Raw genomic sequence first — 21686 nt, forward strand, 5'->3', positions numbered from 1 at the left:
AGTCACCGACGAGGAAATCGCCCAATGGAATCTGCCAAGACTTACAGCATTCAGGACGCCCAATACAGCAAACCTGTATCTGATCACTGGATCGACCGCATCGCAGAACGCACTGTGCATAAATTATTACAACGTCTGGAGACAGGACGTTTGAGCCTGCACGATGGCGAACAGACTTTTGAATACGGCGATCCAAACGCACCACAGGAGTTGCATGCCGTAATACATGTGCATCACGCCTCACTCTATCGCCGCGTATTGCTCAATGGCAGCACAGGTTCCGGAGAAGCCTTTATGACAGGCGCCTGGAGCAGCCCGGATTTGGTCGCCGTGGTCAGGGTAATGGTCGCTAATATGGAGACTCTGCAGTCGATGGACCAGCAAGGCAATCCGCTTCGCCGCCTGCTGTCTGCCATTTACCGTAAAGCAACGGCCAATTCGCTAAGTGGTTCCAAAGAAAACATATCGGCCCATTACGATCTCAGTAACGAATTATTCTCACTGTTTCTCGACCAAAATATGATGTATTCCTCGGCCATTTTTCCAACCCCGGAAACGGATCTTGAGCAGGCGGCGGAATATAAGCTACATCACATCTGCGAACGCCTTCAGCTTTCTGAACAGGATCACTTGCTGGAAATCGGCACGGGGTGGGGAGGCATGGCTATTTATGCGGCCAAGCATTTTGGTTGCCGCGTTACTACTACCACCATTTCGCAAGAGCAATATCGCTACGCAAGCGAATGGGTCAAGCGGGAAGGCCTGGAAGACCGTATTACCCTGTTACTGAAAGACTATCGAAAACTCGAAGGCCAATACGACAAGCTGGTTTCCGTAGAGATGATTGAAGCGGTTGGTCACGAGTACTATCCCACCTTTTTCAAGCAATGTAACAATTTGATCAAACCCGACGGACTGATGCTGATTCAGGCCATTACCATTGCCGACCAGCGCTATCAACAAGCCTTACGCTCGGTGGATTTTATTCAGAAGTATATTTTTCCTGGCGGATCATTACCCTCAGCCAGTGTTATCGCTGACAACCTTTGCCAGCACACCGATATGCAATTGGTTGGCCTGGAAGATATCACCCTGGACTACGCCGAAACCTTGCGCTGCTGGCGCGAGCGTTTTTTTGCACGTCTCGATGAAGTAAAGCGAGCCAACTTTGACGATACCTTTATCCGCATGTGGGATTTTTATCTCTGTTATTGCGAGGGTGGATTTCGTGAACGTGTTATCTCCACCGGGCAATTCCTGATCGCCAAACCGGGCTGTCGCCAGCTGCCGAGCGTGGGTTAGTATCAATGACTCCAGAGGCCGGGATGAAGCCATCAACACTTAGCCCCCAGTTCAAGCTGCTGCTAAACGCCGGCCTGTTTCAAGTGGGTTGGTTTGCCTGCATTGTTGGAGGCGACATTTGGTCTTCGGCTGCTCTGATTGTGATATTACTGATTCATTTCCTGGTCATTAGTCGCGATAAACGAGAGTGGCTCATGATAATGAGCTTCGCGGCAATCGGTATCAGCCTGGACAGTTTGCTTATCCACTGGCAGATTTTGATCCGAAACGATGATGCAAACCTGATACCCTTATGGCTTGCTGCGCTCTGGCTGATTTTCCCCACCACCATCCATCACTGTCTGAGCTGGCTCAGGGATCGATGGCTGCTAGCGCTGATTTGCGGAGCTGTCGCAGGCCCGCTGAGCTATTACGCCGGCGCCAACCTGAGTCATCAACTCAATCTGGCCAGCCCTCAATGGCAAACCCTGTTAACACTGTCTCTATTATGGGGATGCCTACTCAGTTTTATGTTCTGGGTGGATCGTCACTACCTGGGCACTGAAACAGGAATCGCATCATGAGCCTGCCCTGGATTCTGGCTTCATCCCTGCTCGCAGCCTGCGGCCAAAACACCAACCTGTCCGAGGTATCCATTATTGGTCTGGCAACGAATCCGGACAATGGAGAGATCCGATATTGCGAGCATCATTACATTGAAAACAACAGCTCTTTCGGTGAGCCGCCCGAATTGACTACAAGCCAGGCCTCCCACACTGAATCAAGTACCACTCACAAAGTCCGTATCGAATATCGGGGCATCGACCATAACCTGTTCGCTGTAAAACAGCTGAACTACCTGGATAACGATTTTGCTCGCCCGGAAGTCTACCAACAGGATTTACGCCAGGGAGAAGTGCGCCAAGCCCAATGGGTCGACCCTAAGCGGTTGCTATTGAGCTATCGTGCAAACCGCAATGAAACGCAGGAAGAGCTGGTCCTGAACGAGCAAAATGTCAGCGTTATCGATGCCGGATTTGATCATTTTGTACGAGCGCATTGGCAGCAACTGATCGATTCCGAGTCGCTACCTCTGGGCTTTGCCTCACCCGTTCACCAGCGCAATCTGTCCCTGAGAGTTCGATTGCTGGCGATGGAGGAATGCACCGTTCCCAAACATCCCAAAGCCCAATACTGCTTTTGGGTAGAAGCCGACAGTGCCTGGCTACGCTGGCTGCTGGAGCCGCTGGTTTTGCAATACGACCAGCAAAAACGGCTGGTTCGCTATCGCGGCATCGTCAATCTGGTCGATCATGAAGGGGCAGCCATCAACGCCAACATCGATTACCGTTACTGCCCCTGTGACCCCGGTTAAACCGGCAAGCTACTTCTATAGCAAACTACTTCGCCAATCCCTCGAAACCATACTTCTGACCCGCAACCGTAGCTTCAAACATTAGCCCCCCCTTACCCAGAACAAAGACCAACATGCCTTTGTAGTAATTGGTTTCGGCTTGTTGGCCTCCGGCTCCAGCCGAAGTACTGGCGCCCGCTGAAGATCCACCGCCAGTGCCACTCTTGGCATTGGCACTGCTGGTCACGGCAATGGCGCCGGCTTGCGCGCTGAACTCAAAGTTACCGTTGGTAAAATCATCATAGGCTCGCTTATCTTCAAAGAACACCACCTGGCTATAGGCCTGTCCACCTAACTGGAAACCAATCGACAGGTCCAGCAAGGAGGTAAAACCGGTCACATTATCAGCACGATAAACCTGGCCTTCGCCATAAGCACCACCAATACCGATGCCGCCTTTTCCGATGGTAGGAAACACCGCATAACCGTAGGCGTTGTCAAAGAAGGGCTTCACCACATCAATGCGTTTGAAGTTATTGATGGTTTCAGAAAAGTCTTCGACTTTCTGCTCAGCATAGGCCATTGGCATCAACAACAAGGCCAATAAGGGAACCAGTATTTTTGTTCGTATGTGCATAGAATTCTCCCGATATAATCCATTACTGTCTGTCATAAGCTTTGAACCAACACCGCGTAAAGGGTTCATTACCAAGCCCTATAGATCAGGGGTTTGAGAACAGGTACTGATTATTGGTGTTCCACCGGAAGCCACTTCACAAAAACACTCTGGCTGGCTGTTTATTTCGCTTTCAAGACGGCCAGCTTTTGGGGGACGGTAAAAAGATGCTTTTATTAAGACACCTATATGGATCGTTTTACAACGTTATGACCATAACGGCAGATAGCAAATCAGTAACCCGCTAAAAGAGTAGCAGAGGATTGCTCAATCGCTGACGGAATGTAATATCAAACTAGGGAAGTCTTCCAGTGAGCCCATGGAAGCGTTCTCAGGCAGGGCCGTTTCTCGACTCAGCCTTCCTTGCGGGCCTTGGCCTCGGCAGCTCGCTGTTTACGCACCAGCTTCGGGTCAGCGATCAGTGGACGGTAGACCTCCACTCGTTCGTTGGCCAACAGTTTGCGCTCAGCCGGCTTGGGTTCGCTTTTACCAAAGATCCCCATCGGAGTATTGTCGAGATCGATATTGGCAAATTGCTCACTGATTCCCGAGCGCTGTGCGGCCTCCAGCATGGTCGTACCGACGGGCACACTGAGGGGAATAATCAACTGTTTCTCGGGCGTGGCATAAGCCACCTCGACCTGGATTGTGTCACTGTCCATTTAGCGGTACACCTCGTCGGCTCGTTTGCAGAAAGCATCCATCATGGTCTGCATCGCTTTATTAAACACGCCATTGAAGGTGGCGGCCAGCAGACGGTTGGAAAACTCAAACTCCAGCTCTAATTCTACCTTGCAGGCACTGACTTCCAGCTCCGTAAAACGCCAGCACCCTTCCAGAGTCGAAAACGGGCCGTCCACCAACGCGATATGTAACTCCTTCCCGGGCACCAAGCGATTGCGGGTAACAAAGCTGTGCCGCAATCCTGCCTTGCCCACATCCACCCGGGCCTCGACCTGATCCGGCGCTCGCATCAATACCTCGGCCCCATCACACCAGGGCAGAAACTGGGGGTAGGATTCCACATCCTCCACCAGGTCGTACATACGCTGCGCCGAATGCATGATCAGGGCACTGCGGCTAACCTTATGCATTAGCTATCAGGCACCGTTAAACTTCTGATACAGAGTGACCACAAACACGATAAACACGGCCAGAGGTGAAATAACCCGGGTCATTGCACGCCACAGGTTGAAACGCACCAGGCTCTTGAGCGCAAGCTCGTTGAGCACCACCGAACGCTTCATTATCCAGCCAGCGAAGATCGCGATAAACATGCCGCCCAGCGGTAGCATGATATTGGCGGTCAGGAAGTCGAACAGATCAAACATTCCCATGCCGAAGACCTGGTATTCTTCGCCCGACCACTCATTAAGCGACAACAGGCACCCCATACCGAATATCCAGACAATCACGCTCAGGATCACCACAGAAGTGGCTCGTCCCATATTAAAGCGTTCGGTCATCCAGGCCGCAGAGGGTTCTATCAGGGAGATAGAGGAACTCAGTGCTGCGATAGACACCAACAGGAAGAAGACACCACCAAGAATCTGGCCGCCCGGAATCTGGGCAAAAGCCGTGGTTAGGGACACAAACAACAAGCCAGGGCCCTGAGTCGGCTCCATGCCATTGGCAAACACGATGGGGAAAATCACCAACCCCGCCACTAAGGCAACCGCCGTATCGAGAATCGCCACGGTAATGACGGTACTGCCAATCGAGGCCTGCTTGGGCATATAGGCACCGTAGGCCATAATCGCACACATACCCAGACTCAGGGTAAAGAAGGAGTGCCCCAGGGCCGCCAACACCGCATCAACACTCAGCTTGCTGAAATCAAAATCAAACAGGTAGGCGAAGCCTTCACCGAAGTGACCGGTTTGGGTCGCACTGTAGATCAGCATGCCAATCAGCAGAATAAACAGAGCCGGCATCATCAGCTTGACGCTGTTTTCCAAACCCTTGTGAATACCCAGGGCCACCACCAGCGCGGTCAGGGCCATAAAGACGGTGTGCCACAGCGTCAGCTTGGGTACATCTTGCAGCAGCCCCTCACCAAAGGCCTTGCCGACCTCTTCACCGGTTTTGCCATTGAAGTTACCGGCAAACAGCTCCACGGTGTAATCCAGCGACCAGCCGGCTACGACACTGTAAAAGGAGAGAATCATGATGCCGGCCAGCACCCCCATCCAACCGATACCACCCCACAGGCGGCTGGCACCGGATTCCCGCGCCAACTGCCCCATCGCAGTAATCGGGTTATGGCGAGCGTGACGACCGATCAATACCTCGGACATCATGATGGGAATACCCACCATCGCGATGCAGATCAGATAAACCAGCACGAAGGCACCACCGCCGTTCTCACCGGTGATAAAAGGGAACTTCCAGATATTACCCAGCCCAATTGCCGATCCCGAAGCGGCCAGAATAAAGGTCCATCGTGTGGCCCATGTTCCAGTGACCGTGGGTGCGCTATCTGACATCATTAACCTCTACTATTGAATAAATTACAGGCACAAGGCGCACATTCTAGCGATTTAGCTGTACGACTCAACCTTTGATTGCCTGCACCCCGCTCTCTCCCTATAATCCGCGCCATGGCAAAGAAACAGAAAAAATCAAACAGTGGCGGCGGCACCATTGTGCTCAACAAAAAAGCGCGCCACGACTACCACATTGACGACCGTTATGAAGCGGGTCTGGTGCTGTCTGGATGGGAAGTCAAAAGCCTGCGTGCCGGCAAGGTTCAGCTGGTCGATAGCTATGTGATTCTGAAAAATGGCGAGGCCTGGCTGGTCGGCGCTCAGATTACGCCGTTGACCACCGCCTCTACCCACGTAGTGGCAGATCCTCGCCGGGATCGTAAGCTGCTGCTGAACAAGCGCGAGCTGGCCAAACTGCTGCAAGTGATCGAACAGCAAGGACATACCTGTGTTTGCACAGCCCTCTACTGGAAGAAGCATCTGATCAAAGCCGAAGTCGCTACTGCCCGAGGCAAGAAAGACTTCGACAAGCGGGCAACCGAGAAAGAGCGCGATTGGAACCGTCAGAAGCAGCGCATTATGCGCAAATAATCTGAAAAAATTCGATTCAAGGCACAACTGATACCCTTCCGAGGCCTTGAATAGTGAAAGACCGCCCATACTATATGGGTATGGCCTGACCAATCACCTGCTACAGCAACATTGCAGTTCAGAGCCAAGGCGATTGCCCATTGCATGACGGCCAATACCCAACAGAGTATTACCGCCAGAGCAAAGATGGGTGTATAATCGCCGCCACTAAAGGTTTACCGGGGACGATTTGGATTCGACGACGGTGACGAAACCTGAGGTGCATGCCGAGAGGGTAGTGACTCTCGTAAAACAATCGCTGCAACTTTTATAGTTGCTAACGACGAAAACTACGCACTGGCTGCCTAAATCCAGCCTACGTCTGACATCGGATGCCTGTAAACGGGACTCAGACGGCACGCAGAACAGGATCGCAGCAAAATTTGTCTGATGTGGCGCTGCTAAAAACTTATTCAGACTCGCCTTTATCACCCTGATCGTCGGGCCGATACTGGCTAACTAAGTAGACGAATCTAAGCATGTAGAGCCAATGGCAGAGTGCTGGCGGACGCGGGTTCAATTCCCGCCGTCTCCACCAAATACGAAACCCCAACTGTTATCAGTTGGGGTTTTTTATTGCCTGCGCCCCGCGCTACAGGCCTTATGTGGTAAGGGTTTACGGACTTCGCCCACTTCTTAATCTCGGGCTTTTCAAGGCATATATTCTCTGAATTGCCGAATACTCTCTGTGCCTCTCCCCACCTCGAATAGCCCAAGTCCATGACCAGAGAATAGAGAACCCTTTAAAATCAGTAGCTTATTATCGGACTAATCAAAAGGTTTGTTGGAAGAATTGGTTGAGCTGAAGGGAATAAGCAAACAATATCAATTTAACTGTGGTTATCATATTGACACACACTGAATATCATTTAATACTACGTAACAATTAATAGTAGTATCAAGCCATATCCAGCCCACAGCATTGGTATGGCATTTATAGAGCGGCCTTTACAGGTTAAAAGCAGAGAGTAGCGAAAGTGACAACGCACTATTCACAGCATGAGAAGCAAACTGGCATTCCTGATTTGGAGGCTACTTAATGTCTCACGACAAATCAGTTCTAGAGCAGCTTGCTACAACAAGCCAGGCGCAAAGAGAACGGTTATTTCATATCGACTTCAAACTTTACTTTTTAGGTACGGTTAATCGTAATGATCTTGTTTCGCGCTTTGGTATAAAAGAAGCGGCCGCCTCACGAGACCTTTCCTTATATAAAGATCTCGCCTCCAAAAACATCGAATACGACACTAAGGCTAAAACCTATATTCAGCGCGAAGGCTTTACGCCACTATTTGAATACTCTGGTAGCCAAACCCTCGCGGCATTATTACATGGCTTTGGTGATGATTTTGTTGGCACTCAGAAATCCATCGTTACCAGCGAAGCGCCGACACAATTAAACTTTCCACATCTACAAAATTTGGCACATATCACTCGTGCTATTCACAACAAGCAAGCACTTCGCATTGGCTACCGGTCCCTTTCTAGCGGCTTATCTGAAAGAGAGATCGTACCTTTCGCATTGGTCGATAATGGTTTGCGCTGGCATGTTAGAGGATATGATCGAGCTAAAAATCGCTTCTCTGATTTCGTTATTAATCGAATTGAAAATCCCTGCGAATTACCACAAAGCGACGTCAGTGAAGAAGAATCAAAGGATGCAGACATCCAGTGGAACCGAATTGTAGAAATGCATATTGTTCCGCACCCACGCCTTAAGCATCCAAAAACAATTGAAGCCGAATACGCCATGAAAGAAGGCATGCTTAAAGTCCAGATACGAGCCGCTGTTGCAGGCTACGTATTAAGGCATTGGAATGTAGACTGTTCTGACAAGCACCAAATGTCAGGCCCAGAATTTCAGCTTTGGCTAAAGAATACGCAAACCCTGTATGGGGTTGAGAATCTAGCCATTGCCCCCGGTTATCAAGAATTACAAGACTAAATTTGATGGAGACAAATATGCAGTCAATTTTAAACACGTGCGAACCTCGTAAAGATATTATCCAAGGTTCCTTCAACCCGGAAATCTTTACCGCCTCCATCAGCCAGGTCGCTTCAGCATACTCTGGTAAAGGAAGCGCTATCGACTCCATTTATACCGATGCAGAAGCTTTCTTTAAAGAAGCAACCTTCCCAACAGAAGGTCTTTGTCGGGTTGTCCGTGACGTGATGGGGCGTCTTAACGGTGATAGCAGCAAGCCTGCCATTCACCGCTTAGAAACCGCCTTCGGTGGTGGTAAAACCCACACGCTTATTGCACTAACACACCTAGGGCATCGTGGGTCAGAAATAGCCGCTGCCGCTTCAGATGTTGTTGATGAAAACATATTACAGCCTGCAGGCAGTGTTGATGTTGTCGCCATCGCTTGCGATGAAATGCCAGTTATTGCACCCAGTGGCGAGAAGGTTCTCGCATATACCCTATGGGGAGAAATGGCACTTAACCTAGGTGGAGAAAGCTTCTACAACGACAATATAAAAGAAGTCACGTCCGAGGCATTTCCTGGTCAGTATTTCTTAGAACGCATGTTCGAGGGCCGTAAGGTCTTAATCATGCTTGACGAGTTGGCTCAATATGCAACACGTTATGAAGCCGCGCATGTCGGTGGCGGTGAGCAGATTAGCGCCTTCTTAATGGCGCTACTGGGCTACGCTCGAACCCACGATGGCGTTAGTGTGGTTATGACACTGGCCAGTCAGAGTGATGCCTTCCAAGGCCAAACCGGCATGTTACAAGGCGTACTGTCCTCGACTTTGGGCCGCCAAGTAGATGAAGAAGAAGCTGCAGCCTTAGCTCAACGTGCCAGCCAAAGTATTATGAGCGTTGTTAAACGGGATGCTACAACTACAGTTCCGGTTCGCCCCACTGAAATATCGCGGGTTCTCGCTCGCCGCTTATTTACCAGTATCAATGAAGCGGAAGCTGCTACCACTGCAGACGCCTACATGGAAATGTATAAGCGCAGCGGCTCACAACTACCCGATAGCGCTACCCGCGACGACTATCAAAAATCCATTGCAGCAAACTATCCGTTCCACCCCAGCTTTATTGCTTACCTTACCAATAAGCTCGCAGGGGCAGAAAGTTTTCAAGGTACGCGAGGTGTATTGCGCGTTCTAGCCATGGCTATCCGTACCATTTGGCAGCAAAGCCTACAGATTCAGCTGATCCATACTAACCATCTAAATATGGCAAACCCTGATTTAGCGGATGAGCTAATCGGCCGCACAGGGGCTAACGATTTACTCACCGTATTGAATGCAGACATTGGTGGCGCAGATTCCAACAATCTTGAAATGGGCGTGTCAGTTGCTCAAAGCCTAGACCGTAACAACCCCCACCCTCAAGGCCTGCCACTTTACGAGTGGACTTGGAAAGCGGTATTCCTTCACAGTCTGGTTGGTCGCGGCGAAGGTTTATCATCCAATGTGTTTGGCATTACCTTTGCGGATGCCTTACTCGAAGTTGCCATGCCGAACATTCCGCCTTCACAGGTCGAAGCGGCACTCAAAGCCATAGCCAACGAAGCCTACTATTTAAGGACTAAAGACGGTCGTTACTACGCCCACACTGACCCAACCGAAGCACGAATTGTATCAACCATAAAACAAGGTCTTCAGCTCGATGATGTTGACGAGCAACTCACGGTCGTTGCCCGCAAAGTTGTCAGTCATAACAGCCCAACTTTCCAGGTTGCTCAAGATGTTTCTGCCCCCGAGCATGTGCCCGACAAAACTGGCCGCCCGGTATTGGCCATAGTACGACTTGATGCCAATAAAATTGACCCGTCCGAAATGACCACCTCCGTCGGCAGCGGTCAGCCTCGTTTAGAGCAAAACAACGTATTTATGTTAGTGCCTGAAACGGTACAAGTGGCTGGCGATACCTGGAGCGAAGACCGCGTTAAGAAATCACAATACCGTAAAGACCGACTTAACGACGTCGCCAGAACCGTTATCGCTATGCGCCGCCTGCAAAGTAAGCCCGAAGATTACGGCATGTCTGCAGCCAAGCTGCAGGAAAGCGGTTTTACTGCCAAGTTAAAAGAACGTGAAATGGCGCTGCAAACTTCGGTAGCACAAGCCTACGACACCATTTTATTCCCCGGTGCATCTGGCCAGGTATCTCAAAAAAGCATTAAGCAGGCTGGTGGCGAAGGCGGAGCTTCTGTCGACGAAGAGATTCGCCGCGTACTGACCGAAGAAGGTGAATTAATCACCTCAGAAGCAGCAACAACACAAGCGATGCTACTGCAACTTGGACAATTGATTTTTGGCAGCATTAGCCAAACCCCGTCAATGGAGCAAATCACCAATCAATTCAACCAAAACCGTCGCTGGCCAATTTTAGATAACCAGCGAGTGTTAGAACAAATTGTTCGAAGTGGTGTCGAGAAAGGCCAGTGGTGTATTTACCGCATGGAATCGTCGGAATCGACCAAACCAGAACATTTTCACAGCCGAGAAACCGGTGGTATTCCACTGGATTTAAATCTGTCAGAACGCGGCTGGAAATTGGTATCAGAACAAGGCGCTAAACAACGCGGTTGGAACCCAGAAGCAGAGCCTGCAGTAGAGCAAGTTAAGCAGTGGGTTGAACAAGCGATGGCCGAAGAAACCTGCACCAAAGTAAAAGATGTCATTGAAAAAGTGCAAGAGAAACACGGCAACGTACAAAACGCCACTGTATTAGAAGCGGTTGATAACGTGGTGCAAAGCGGCCGCGTTTACACCTATGAAGTGAAGGAACAAGGCGAACAAGAAAACCCTGATCTTGTTTATGGTTCTTCTGCCATGTTCCATCAAACCCAAGAAGACGACATGTTGGTCACCCCAGCTACGGCAGCCGAGAAAGGCTGGGTTCAACCAGAAGATACCCGTTACACAAAACAAGGCCATGGACTTGCTATAACGCTGCATAAACAGCTCAATAAGATCAGTTCACTCTATAGCAGAGGCGCAACCACCCAGCCCGATACATTGCGGCTGGCTATGTTAGACCTGCCACATGGGGGCAAGCTGGGTTTGGATTTAATTAACGCCAGCCCCAAAGACATGAAGGCCTTAAGCGAGTTGTTTGACGTGCTTGCCGATCTCACTAGCGTGGGCGAGCAGAGCCAAGCAATGATTGATATTCAAAATGCACCGGAAGACTGTGCATTTTTAGATTTGGTAAAACAAGCTGATGAGTAAAAAGAAACCAAAGCTCCAGGAGCTTTTTGACAAAACCCTAAAAAATCGCTGGCGAACCGCACCGTTTGTATTGCGATTTACCGAACGCGCTGACCATACCAGCACCGTACTGGTGATCAAAGAGCGGGTAGAAAAAGAAACCAGCGACAGCGGTAAAAGTCTGGGTAGCTTGCGCGACCGAGGCACCCTGTACGGTGAAAACCTAAAGTTTTTACAAGCTCGGATTAAGCCCATATTAGAGCATGTGGTCGATGAAGGCGGTATTCCGCTGGAGCTGCAACGCTTTATTAGCCAAGAAGGTTTAAAGCTACGTGACAACTTGCCTCTTGATGAAGAATCAGGTGCAAAACTCGCCTTAATTTTTAAACTGCAATCGCGGCTACACAACCCTGATCGCCTAGAACTGCTAGCAAGACGTGTACAACGCTTTAGCCGAGAAGAAGCGGCTTACTGGCTAGGCCGAACCACCCACTACGGCAGCGATGCCAATCGATGGGCCGTGGCAGGCCTCAGAACCATGTTATGTGGCACCTCCAACCAAGACGCAGGCATTGTGCGCCAGCTCAATAAATTAAGGTAAGACGAAAATGACAGATAGACGATTGATTGAAGCTGGGTTCCCATGTCATCAAGTAGGCGCGGAGACTGCGCGTGAGCGGGGCTCAAGTTCTGCACTACCACCCTTGTATTTCTTACATGTTTGGTGGGCTCGTAGGCCACTTACTCCAAGTCGGGCAGCAATCGCAGGCTCACTGTATCCGGAAAAAGCCGATATTGATGCGTTTATTAAAGAGTTGGGCATAGAGAAAAGAGTCATAGAGCTTTCTGGTAGTCACTGGGTGATAACCGGAAAACTAGCAGAACGTATCGGCAAGCAAGGAGGGATCGAATCTCTCCATGTCGATGCGGTAGTTATTCGCGCTTTTGAAAAAGAGCAGGCTCGCCGCGCCAAGAATAGAGAAGTAATTTCCACATTAAAATCCCATTCTGTAGAACTAGCAAACCACATAGTTTTGCAGCGCTGGGAGCAAGAATCTCAATCGCTCGGTCAGATACACTCCGGTGAAAATCTCAGTATTAAACGTATTATGGGCGACCCAGCTCATACCAACGAACGAATTGAATTTGCAAAAAGTGATGATGTAAAAAATGCATTAGGCAGCGGAATTAAGTGGGATGCTGAAGATCTATACGGGTATGGCCGAGCCTACCAAAATGATCACACTCCATCGCCATCTGGTTTAACCGTTCTTGACCCAACATCAGGGGGAGGCTCTATACCCTTTGAAGCACTTCGTTTAGGTCACAATGTTATTGCGAACGAATTAAACCCTGTAGCATCAACCATCCTACATGCCACGCTAGATTTTCCCGCTCGCTTTGGTGAGTCCCTCTATGAAGATATAGAACTCTGGGGTAAAAGAATGGTATCTGCTGTCGAAGATAAAATGAAGCCGTTCACCAGTTTTTCGCCGCTACCAGAATATGAGAAAAATAGACTTAAAAGGCATCTCGAAAAATGCCCTGAGTTGTTCGAGCAATTTGATTTACCTGAGTACGATCAAACTGGCCTTCTTTATTGTCGCCAAGTTACCTGTCCTAGTTGTCGAGCTAAAACCCCTTTATTGAATACTTGCTGGCTTTCCAAAGAGGCAAAGAATCCTTGGGGTGTGAAAATCAACACTAACGGTTCAGAAGAGAATGCCAAATATAATTTTGAAGTGTATCAAGTTAAAAATGATAAAGGCCCAGCGGGTGAAGACCCCGAAATTGGCACCGTAAAAAAAGCGATAGGAAAATGCGTTCATTGCATGCAAGCAATTGATGGAGACGAAATTAAACAACAATCCAGGGGAGAATCACCTCTAGGTAAGTGGAAAGATGAATTATATGCCGTTGTTTCTGTTAGATTCCAACCTAAACTGGACAAAAATGGTAACCCACAATATTTTAGTTCAGGACCTAAAAAAGGGTTAGTAAAAACTGAAAAAGTCCGTTTTTTTAGAGCGCCAAATCAAAGCGACTATCAAGCTATATCAAGAGCAGAGGATACCCTTGAACAAAGATGGTCTTCTTTTGAGGAGCTTGATTTAATCCCATCTGAAAAATTGCCAATCGGGAGTAAAACAAGTGAACCTTTACGATATGGCGTCAATACATACAGTGAAATGTTCAATGCTCGCCAATTACTTGGACACTTAACGTCACTCGAGACATTACAAGAATTAAAGACCGAAATATTAAACCAACTTGGATTTGAAAAAGGTAGAGCGGTTATTACCTATCTACAGTTTGCTATAGATAAAATTGTAGATTACAGCAGTAGACAAACACGCTGGCACTTCAGTAGAGGAGTTATTGTTGGTACTTTTGGTAGGCATGACTTTTCTCTGAAATGGACTTATGGTGAGATTATTTTGTCTGGCCCAAGTTCTGGTATCGCATGGGGCTTGTCTCAAATACTAGATGCATATAAAGGCATAGCTAATTTATTATCACACTGTGTTGATATGCAAAAACAACGTCTAACGATAATCAATGGGAGTGGTGTTTATATTTCAGGGGTAAAAGATAGGAGTGTAGACTTGGTATGCATGGACCCCCCCTACTATGACAATGTTCAGTATGCTGAGCTATCAGATTTCTATCACGTGTGGCAAAAGCGTACTTTAAAAGACCTGTATCCAGAAATTCAATGGCCTAGGTTAACAAATAAAAAAGAAGAAGCTGTTGCAAACAGCACACGTCAAGGTAGTGGAAAAGAAGCTAAGGAAGAGTATGAACACTTGATGCAAGAGATTTTTGCCGAATCACGACGCGTAGTAAAAGATGATGGAGTTATGACCTTAATGTTTACTCACAAGGCACAGGATGCTTGGGAAACATTAACACGCTCTTTAATTGAAGCTGGCTGGGAAATCACCTCTTGCTTCCCGGTTGAATCGGAAAGCGGCCACTCAACTCACCAAATGAATCAAGCATCGGCTGCGAGCACAATTTTCATAACATGCCGTAAGCGAACGATTGAAAATAACCAAGTAGCATTTTGGTCAGGCCTGGGTGGCTCTGGCGTACAACACCAAATTCGCTCCGCCGTAGAGGCTGGTCTTGATGAATTCCGACCATTAAAACTCAACGCCGTTGACCAGATGATTGCCTGTTACGGCCGCGCTCTGCAGGTATTAAGTGAGAACTGGCCGGTAATGGATGGTGACGAAGAGGTCTCGCCGATTCGTGCCATGAATGAAGCCAGCCGTGTAGTAGCTGCTCACCAAATTACAGAGATTACAAACGGACGTATTTCAGTCGACGACTTAGATACTGAAACAGCCATGGCGTTAACCATGTACGGCATTTGGGGGCACAACGACGCAGCCTTCTCTGAAGTACTTAACCTGTCTCGCTCACTAAATATCAGCCTCGAAACACGTACCGGTGGTTATGGTATTGAAGGCCGCATGGTGGGCATCAACACCGATATTGGTGGCCGTAAAGTGGTGGCTGGCCAAGCCGCTGAAGATAAAGGCTATGCCGCACCTCTTGTTAAAAAGGGCTCCAAGCTTCGTCTTTCTAAACCTGATGAGCGAAGCCAGCGCCGCATTGCTAAACCGCAATCCGATTGGGACGTACTGCATGGTTTGTTGCTGAAATTCCGCGAAGGTGATGTGCCGGTTGCGCGTGCTTACCTAGACGAACAGCGAGAAGGCAATGACCAGATCATACTCGACTTGCTTGAAGTCTGGGGTGAAGAAGCCGAAACCCCAGAGGCGCGTAATGAAGCTCGAGCACTGCTGTTTGGTTTAAGGCAGTAAAACAGGGAGGCCTAACAATGTTAGGCCGCAGTTAACTTAACACGGAACTCGACATGCAAGCGTCTGAACAAACATTTTCTAAGATCATTCAATCTGATAACGGTAATGAACATTACCATGTGCCCAAGTATCAGCGCGCTTATAGCTGGCGACAAAATAATTGGACTCAGCTATTTGACGATATTGATGAAAATGAAGCAGGACACTTCATTGGCTCGATAATTTGCATTGACGAAAATAGTAAGCGCAAGCCTGGCCACGACCTTGTTTTTGAATTGATCGATGGCCAACAGCGTATGACTACGCTCTCCTTGTTGATTTCGGCCTTGTACCAAAAGTTAAGCCTCTGTTTAGACGCTGCTGAAAGCGATGAAGATTTTGATGAAGATGACCTTGACGAGATAAAGGCTAAACGCCGAGGCATAGGCTTGCAGCTCGTTAGAAAAATCAAAACAGATGTTGAAGATCAGCGCGGTGCAATCAAGTCAGGTAAGCGTATTGTATTGCTACGGGTTCAGCCATCTAGCCAAAATCACAATCTCGATGACTATCTACATATTCTTTCTAGCTCAGGCGTGTTGGCAGATTCAATAAAGTGCCCAAGCCACTTTGGTAACAGGCTAATGGCGAAAGCTTATCGCTACTTTTTAGATCGTTTACCAAACTCAATAGATGCATTAATGCTATTGGCCGAAAAAATCAATCAGCTGCAATTAGTCCATATTTCGGTCAACTCTCACGCTAACGCCTTTCGTCTGTTTGAAACACTGAACAACCGAGGCGTGCCATTAACCGCTGTTGATATTATCAAAAACAAAATGCTGGCAGAGATGGAGCGTCAACACGAGGTTTCTATCGATGATGCCTATGAGCTTTGGCAAGAAATGCTAGAAGACATTGAAGATGTGGAGGACCGTTTTTTAAGGCAGTTCTATAATGCTTTTAAGCATAAAGATAAGATTGGCCAGCCATCGTTTACAGCCAAAGCAACCTCCTCAACGCTGATTGCGATTTACGAGAAAATCATTGAAAGCAATGCCAAGTTTATTTTTGATGATTTAGTTGCAAAAGCTAAGGTCTACGGAGAAATCACTCAACCTGATGAAAGCACCCCGCTGGGATTGGCGCTGGTTGATCTAAACCGGATCGGCGCAGTTCCGTCTAACACACTGTTGATGTACTTGATGACGCTGGATGAAAAACACTTCGCCAGTGATGACACCTTACTTAGCGTTGTAAATTTCTTGCAGAAGTATTTTGTTCGAAGAAATATTACGGACACTCCCAGCACGAGAGACCTTGATCAATTACAAATTGATGTCATTGAGGCCTGTGAATCGAGAGTCAAGACCGGTCAAACTCTCGATCTCGACTTTGTTATTAGCGCCTACTGCAAAGGACGAGGGGAACCTGCTTCACTGCAATCCTTCGAATCCGCTCTGAGTGACAACCTGTTTTATTACAACAAACAGATGGCTCGCTATGTATTGGTAAAACTGGATGAGCGTGCTCATAGTCGTGAATACAAACCTGACTTCTGGGCTAGAAATAACAAAGGGCAATATATCTGGACGGTAGAGCATGTATTCCCACAGGGTGAAAATATTCCAGCCCACTGGGTAGATATGATTGCTGATGGGGACGCTAGCTTAGCAACAGAGATCCAAGATGAGTGCGTTCATTGCCTGGGTAATCTTACGCTAAGTGGCTATAACTCTCGCCTGTCAAATCAAAGCTTTGACAGGAAACAATCAAAAACAGAAATTACTGCAGCCGGGCATAAAATCGACATTGGCTATAAGAATGGCTTGTATTTGAACAGTCTAAATTTCGAGTCGAATGACGAGGACGTTTCACTATCATCGATCGAGCAGTGGAAAAAAGGTGATATTGAACAAAGAAATATAATGATGGTTAGCCTTCTCAGCAGCCAGTATCAATTTGACCATGAGACAACAAATAACGAGGACTGCGAGTAAATGCCATTAAAAGACTTTCCTTGGGAATATAGCTATAAAACGTCTCAAGTTCGGGAGCCTGGCGCTCCAGCGGTCGACATACTGAGAGAGTTTTACATCCCGTTACTTCAACGAGTTGTGCGCTATGATCGCGTTGCAGGTTTTTTCCGCTCTTCATCTTTAGCACTGGCTAGCAGAGGCATGACATCCTTAGTTAATCGAGAAGGAAAAATGCGATTGATTGCCGGTGTGGATATGACCCCACAAGATGTACAGGCTGTAATCGACGGTCAAATGGCAACATTGGAAAACCATCTTAATGATGAGCTTGCTGGGAAAAGTGAATGGCCAGAAGAAGCTGAGCGTGGTGTTGAGCTATTGTCATGGATGGTAAATCACGGGCATCTTGAAATCAAAGTTGCGTTACGCAAGCATGCAGACACTGGTGAAAGTTTAAGCTTGGATTCAAGTGAAGATGGATATGTGCATGAGAAATGGGCACTAGGATACGACGACGCTGGCGACATTTTGTATGCCAGTGGCTCCTGGAATGAGTCTGAAACCGCGCTGAAGCGCAATGCTGAAAATGTTGATATCGATTGTTCCTGGGAAGGTAAAAAGGAAAAGGCAAAAATTGCAGATGCTGCGAAATCTTTTGATGCCATGTGGAAAAATGAGCACCCGGCTTTTGTCGTTAAAGATTTACCTTCCGCTGTTAGAGAGAATCTGCTGCGGTTTTCTGAAAGCATCACCATTCCCGTTGAGATTAACAATCTTCCTGCTCAGGACTCATTACCTCAGCTTTCTGCCGAGGAAGCTCTACGTTTTGCAGCAATAAAGTATGCGCCACTTATGCCCAACGGTGAATATGTGGGTATGTACACTGCGCCAGTTGAAGCATGGCCTCATCAGGAAGTGGTTGCTCGGCGCATTATTGAGAATTATCCGGCATCGCATTTAATGTGTGACGAGGTAGGGCTTGGAAAAACCATTGAGGCGGGTTTGGCATTTCGGTCACTCTATTTAAGCAAACGGGCAAAACGTATATTGATTGCGGCACCTGCAAGTTTGACGCGCCAGTGGCAGCGAGAAATGGCGAGCAAGTTCTTTCTTGGATTTGATCGCGTAACAGCTTCACCAAGCGCTTGCAGAGAATCCATCTTCCCTCTGGAAGAGCGAGACAACATACCCAGTTTGTATGACCCAAACCTTTGTATCGTCTCTACAGGCTTAATGGCACGAAAAGAACGCCGTAAGCTTATTGATCAGGCCGATGGCTTTGATATTACTTTGGTTGATGAAGCCCACTATGCTCGTCGCCAAAACTCTCAGAAAGGCACACGTGGCTTCCCACGTTACAATCAGCTATACCAGACAATTTCTGATCACTTACGAGGTAATTGTCGTTCATTACTGCTAGCCACGGCAACCCCAATGCAGCTTGATCCGGTTGAAGTCAGTGACTTGATTCGGCTATCTAACAGAGTTGGTGCGTTTCAATTTGACCCATCTCTGATGCTCGCCTACTACCGTTTGGTTACGGCTGTCGCAAGCGGAGAGTCTATTAAACAAGACGAATGGGAGCTTATTCGTAAAGCGGTCACCAGTATTGAGCAGCTCGACCCTAAGCTTTGGTCCTACTTAAATGAAGTGGTGATTGACCCTGTTTCTAAGATTTCACTTCAACAATGGCTGACTCGTGGCACTGTGCCCATGACTTATGAGCTGCCCGCGTTAGCGAGACTTTTGTTTGCAGCCGCGCCATTATCGCGTGTGATGCAGCGACACACTCGTGACCTCCTAAAGATATACCGTAAAAAAGGTAAGCTGAATGCAAACCTAGCTGACCGTACTGTTATCCCAACACCTAAAATTCTTTTCACGGCTCAAGAAGCTAAGGTCGATGGCTTACTCGGCGAGTATTGTGATGGATTGAGGGAACAGCTACTTTCCAATGGTTTGAATGAACCTGGGCAAGTTGCTCTAGGCTTCTACCTGAGCTTTTTGCGCTTACGGTTCGCCTCGAGCTTATCGGCACTGAAACTTACATTAACGAGACGTAAAGCCAAAGTCGAAACGACGTTAATCCATCACCTTAAGGCAGACAATGACCCTAAAGATAATGACGAGCTCGAAGAGTTACTGATTGATGGCGGAGATGACGACAAAGACGCTGTTGAGGTCATGCTTAATAATAGAACGGCTGATGATTTAAGGTGGGAACGAGAGCAACTTGACGTACTACTGGCAGAGCTTGAAAATATTTATGAAGACTCAAATAAATTCCGCGCACTACTTACCGCCTTTAAACCCAGGGTTCAAGGCAAGCGCATAAAGCAGACGGTCATATTCACTCGATTTCTGGATACTCTTCACGATATTAGAGAACGCCTACAGGCCAAATTCCCCGGGTTATTAGTTGGAACGTACTCTGGTGAAGGTGGCAGCTATTATGATCCAGATAAAAATAAAATGGTTGGTGTTGAGCGTGACGTTATTAAGCACCGTTTTGTTCAGGGTCACATAGATATTCTGTTATGTACTGATGCTGCTGCTGAAGGTTTGAACTTACAGACCGCCGATTTACTTGTTAATTATGACCTTCCATGGAATCCGATGAAGGTTGAACAAAGAATCGGTCGTATCGATCGTATCGGTCAAACACACAATCAAATATATGTACTTAATTTATGCTTTGCCGACTCCGCAGAGCAATTCGTATATGAAAGATTATTACAGCGTTTAGCCAAAGCGAATTTGGTTGTCGGCACACAGCAGTTTTCAATGCTTCCAGTTACAACCGAAGAGTTTCAAAAACTGGCCGATGGCTCAATGTCTGAAAAGCAAGTCGAACAATCTGCCATGGAGCGTGCCGCTCGCCAAAAAAGCAATAACCGCTTGATGGAAGTACCCGTTGAAGAAATGTTTAATGTGTATGTTCGCTTGAGCCAATCTTACAAAAAACAAGCTTTACCAGCGACCTTGGATGACATCTGGCAAGTCTTACTTGAGTCAGAATTCTTGAAAAGTCTAGGCTGCGAAATTAGTGAATGTAAAAAATATATTAAGCTTAACAATGTCGAAAATATTGCCAACGGGTCCACGCTGACGACAGACCGCTCCTTATTTGATAAAGGCCTGCCAAATGGTGACGCTATTTATTTTGCGACCTATGGCGAGCCTGTATTTGAACGGCTAATGAGCTTCATATTTGACCAACTAGAGACTCAACCATTTCATATCATTGAGTCTGATAATCATGGCGTATCTGCAGCAGCGATCGCTTATACGGATGCAAATAACAGAATCCAATTAGTGACGTCTGTACAACAGGCGATAAAAGCATCTCACGTCGAGGCTCCTGACGATGAGAGCATGTTACAACGTTCACTAAAGCAGATAGATAACTACGCAGCTACACTTTCTCGAACGCTTTCAAAACTTGAAACAGTAGAAAAGAACAATCTTCGTCAAGCAAAGGCCCAAGTAGTACTTAACAACCAGATTGTTCGATCTTTGATGTCATCCAAGCTCAAAATGAGCAAGCTAGACGATAACGCAACCGCCTTACTCAAAGCCTTAGAAGAACAGTTTCACAAACGTGATTCTGCGGTAAGGATGAATAGCATTCCAAGAGAGCTTGAATCTGTACTCTCTGCTGGGCTGATTGCTTCTAACTTCCCCAAACAGGGCGAGGGGCATATCGATACTCCAGTGCTTGTGGTAAATACTGCACTAGAATCTCTTGCACGAAGAGTTGATGGCAGCAGAACGTCAGCCAGAAGACAAACTGCAACATCAGTTATCGAGAGTATTAAAAAAACACCTGATGAGATTAATTAAGCTTTAAGACCAGATGCAGGAGTGGCATATACAACCCCTTCTGCATTACGACGTTTAATCAAACCATTCAACTTCCGGCCACCAGCCCATACCCATCGCATTAGCTGCTCTGGCACTTCAGCATGAGCTTGGTGATTGACCTTTCTTCGAAGAGTCGAACGCTGTAAGGCCCCTGATCCAAGGTTGAAGGTAAATGAAACCAATGCATCAAACTGGCCATCTGTTAGTGGGACGTTCACCAAACGCAGGACCGCTCGTTCTGCTGATTCAACGTCTTTACGCAATAGCTCTTCAGCTTCAGTCTCACTGATCTCATGAAAAGATTCGCCCGAACGGACCAAATGCCCATAGCCGATGGTTGGGTATCCGGCTGGGCAGATATAAACCGTCGAGCTAAAGCCTTCGAATCGTTTGATCAAGTCGATGCCATCTTGGGTAATATGGCGCATA

At 47.6% G+C, this 21686-nt stretch carries 15 protein-coding genes and 1 other RNA gene; 11 read left to right on the forward strand and 5 right to left on the reverse strand.

Annotated elements, in window-relative coordinates; all coding sequences use genetic code 11:
• Window positions 1-24 precede the first annotated feature (24 nt).
• From MIB40_RS07340 to MIB40_RS07350, 3 genes are read left to right on the forward strand one after another with little or no spacing between them, the layout of a single operon-like run.
• Complete coding sequence (locus MIB40_RS07340; protein WP_249692521.1) at window positions 25-1302, forward strand: SAM-dependent methyltransferase; 1278 nt, start codon at window positions 25-27, stop codon at window positions 1300-1302.
• A gap of 23 nt (window positions 1303-1325) precedes the next feature.
• Window positions 1326-1865, forward strand: coding sequence for a DUF2878 domain-containing protein (locus MIB40_RS07345; RefSeq protein ID WP_249692523.1), 540 nt, complete (start codon window positions 1326-1328; stop codon window positions 1863-1865).
• Window positions 1862-2656: a hypothetical protein gene (locus MIB40_RS07350; protein WP_249692525.1), complete on the forward strand. Its 795-nt coding sequence runs from the start codon at window positions 1862-1864 to the stop codon at window positions 2654-2656. Before MIB40_RS07345 ends, MIB40_RS07350 begins: the two co-directional genes overlap by 4 nt.
• A gap of 25 nt (window positions 2657-2681) precedes the next feature.
• Here MIB40_RS07350 and MIB40_RS07355 read toward each other — a convergent pair whose 3' ends face one another.
• The 4 genes from MIB40_RS07355 to MIB40_RS07370 form a co-directional block, all read right to left on the reverse strand.
• On the reverse strand, window positions 2682-3272 hold the full coding sequence (locus MIB40_RS07355; RefSeq protein ID WP_249692527.1) for a lipid-binding SYLF domain-containing protein: 591 nt from the start codon (window positions 3270-3272) through the stop codon (window positions 2682-2684).
• Between the two features lie 392 nt (window positions 3273-3664).
• The gene (locus tag MIB40_RS07360; protein WP_249692529.1) at window positions 3665-3973 is read right to left on the reverse strand and encodes an RnfH family protein; all 309 of its coding nucleotides are present in this window, start codon (window positions 3971-3973) and stop codon (window positions 3665-3667) included.
• Complete coding sequence (locus tag MIB40_RS07365; protein ID WP_249692531.1) at window positions 3974-4405, reverse strand: type II toxin-antitoxin system RatA family toxin; 432 nt, start codon at window positions 4403-4405, stop codon at window positions 3974-3976.
• Window positions 4406-4411: 6 nt separating this feature from the next.
• A complete protein-coding gene (locus MIB40_RS07370; protein ID WP_249692539.1) occupies window positions 4412-5800 on the reverse strand; it encodes a sodium-dependent transporter in 1389 nt (462 codons plus the stop codon).
• Between the two features lie 111 nt (window positions 5801-5911).
• On the opposite strand from MIB40_RS07370, the gene smpB reads away from it, so the two are divergent.
• The 8 genes from smpB to MIB40_RS07410 all read left to right on the forward strand — a co-directional run bounded on the left by smpB (window position 5912) and on the right by MIB40_RS07410 (window position 21236).
• On the forward strand, window positions 5912-6388 hold the full coding sequence (gene smpB, locus MIB40_RS07375) for an SsrA-binding protein SmpB (RefSeq protein ID WP_249692543.1): 477 nt from the start codon (window positions 5912-5914) through the stop codon (window positions 6386-6388).
• Between the two features lie 220 nt (window positions 6389-6608).
• Window positions 6609-6965, forward strand: a transfer-messenger RNA (tmRNA) gene (gene ssrA / locus MIB40_RS07380).
• Window positions 6966-7466: 501 nt separating this feature from the next.
• Window positions 7467-8372 (forward strand): WYL domain-containing protein, encoded by a 906-nt coding sequence (locus MIB40_RS07385; protein WP_249692544.1) that lies wholly within the window; start codon window positions 7467-7469, stop codon window positions 8370-8372.
• Between the two features lie 17 nt (window positions 8373-8389).
• Window positions 8390-11623, forward strand: a complete 3234-nt coding sequence (locus MIB40_RS07390) for an ATP-binding protein (RefSeq protein WP_249692546.1) — start codon at window positions 8390-8392, stop codon at window positions 11621-11623.
• Window positions 11616-12203, forward strand: a complete 588-nt coding sequence (locus tag MIB40_RS07395; RefSeq protein WP_249692548.1) for a DUF7680 family protein — start codon at window positions 11616-11618, stop codon at window positions 12201-12203. Before MIB40_RS07390 ends, MIB40_RS07395 begins: the two co-directional genes overlap by 8 nt.
• A 7-nt stretch (window positions 12204-12210) precedes the next feature.
• The gene (locus MIB40_RS07400; RefSeq protein ID WP_249692550.1) at window positions 12211-15435 is read left to right on the forward strand and encodes a DUF1156 domain-containing protein; all 3225 of its coding nucleotides are present in this window, start codon (window positions 12211-12213) and stop codon (window positions 15433-15435) included.
• Between the two features lie 53 nt (window positions 15436-15488).
• Window positions 15489-17414, forward strand: coding sequence for a DUF262 domain-containing protein (locus tag MIB40_RS07405; protein ID WP_249692552.1), 1926 nt, complete (start codon window positions 15489-15491; stop codon window positions 17412-17414).
• The gene (locus tag MIB40_RS07410) at window positions 17415-21236 is read left to right on the forward strand and encodes a helicase-related protein (protein ID WP_249692554.1); all 3822 of its coding nucleotides are present in this window, start codon (window positions 17415-17417) and stop codon (window positions 21234-21236) included.
• On the opposite strand, the gene MIB40_RS07415 is transcribed toward MIB40_RS07410, so the two are convergent.
• Complete coding sequence (locus MIB40_RS07415) at window positions 21233-21685, reverse strand: lysozyme (protein WP_249692556.1); 453 nt, start codon at window positions 21683-21685, stop codon at window positions 21233-21235. The two genes, MIB40_RS07410 and MIB40_RS07415, sit on opposite strands and share 4 nt — an antisense overlap.
• Between the last annotated feature and the right edge of the window lies 1 nt (window position 21686).

Origin of the sequence: Aestuariirhabdus haliotis (genome assembly GCF_023509475.1) — a bacterium.
In the GTDB taxonomy this organism is placed as follows: Bacteria; Pseudomonadota; Gammaproteobacteria; order Pseudomonadales; family Aestuariirhabdaceae; genus Aestuariirhabdus; species Aestuariirhabdus haliotis.

Coding starts and splice junctions, on each gene's coding strand:
- MIB40_RS07345 (WP_249692523.1), top strand. CDS start 1,326: ATGAAGCCATCAACACTTAGCCCCCAGTTCAAGCTGCTGCTAAACGCC.
- MIB40_RS07390 (WP_249692546.1), top strand. CDS start 8,390: ATGCAGTCAATTTTAAACACGTGCGAACCTCGTAAAGATATTATCCAA.
- MIB40_RS07385 (WP_249692544.1), top strand. CDS start 7,467: ATGTCTCACGACAAATCAGTTCTAGAGCAGCTTGCTACAACAAGCCAG.
- MIB40_RS07360 (WP_249692529.1), bottom strand. CDS start 3,973: ATGGACAGTGACACAATCCAGGTCGAGGTGGCTTATGCCACGCCCGAG.
- MIB40_RS07365 (WP_249692531.1), bottom strand. CDS start 4,405: ATGCATAAGGTTAGCCGCAGTGCCCTGATCATGCATTCGGCGCAGCGT.
- MIB40_RS07405 (WP_249692552.1), top strand. CDS start 15,489: ATGCAAGCGTCTGAACAAACATTTTCTAAGATCATTCAATCTGATAAC.
- MIB40_RS07350 (WP_249692525.1), top strand. CDS start 1,862: ATGAGCCTGCCCTGGATTCTGGCTTCATCCCTGCTCGCAGCCTGCGGC.
- MIB40_RS07410 (WP_249692554.1), top strand. CDS start 17,415: ATGCCATTAAAAGACTTTCCTTGGGAATATAGCTATAAAACGTCTCAA.
- MIB40_RS07400 (WP_249692550.1), top strand. CDS start 12,211: ATGACAGATAGACGATTGATTGAAGCTGGGTTCCCATGTCATCAAGTA.
- smpB (WP_249692543.1), top strand. CDS start 5,912: ATGGCAAAGAAACAGAAAAAATCAAACAGTGGCGGCGGCACCATTGTG.
- MIB40_RS07355 (WP_249692527.1), bottom strand. CDS start 3,272: ATGCACATACGAACAAAAATACTGGTTCCCTTATTGGCCTTGTTGTTG.
- MIB40_RS07395 (WP_249692548.1), top strand. CDS start 11,616: ATGAGTAAAAAGAAACCAAAGCTCCAGGAGCTTTTTGACAAAACCCTA.
- MIB40_RS07340 (WP_249692521.1), top strand. CDS start 25: ATGGAATCTGCCAAGACTTACAGCATTCAGGACGCCCAATACAGCAAA.
- MIB40_RS07370 (WP_249692539.1), bottom strand. CDS start 5,800: ATGATGTCAGATAGCGCACCCACGGTCACTGGAACATGGGCCACACGA.
- MIB40_RS07415 (WP_249692556.1), bottom strand. CDS start 21,685: ATGCGCCATATTACCCAAGATGGCATCGACTTGATCAAACGATTCGAA.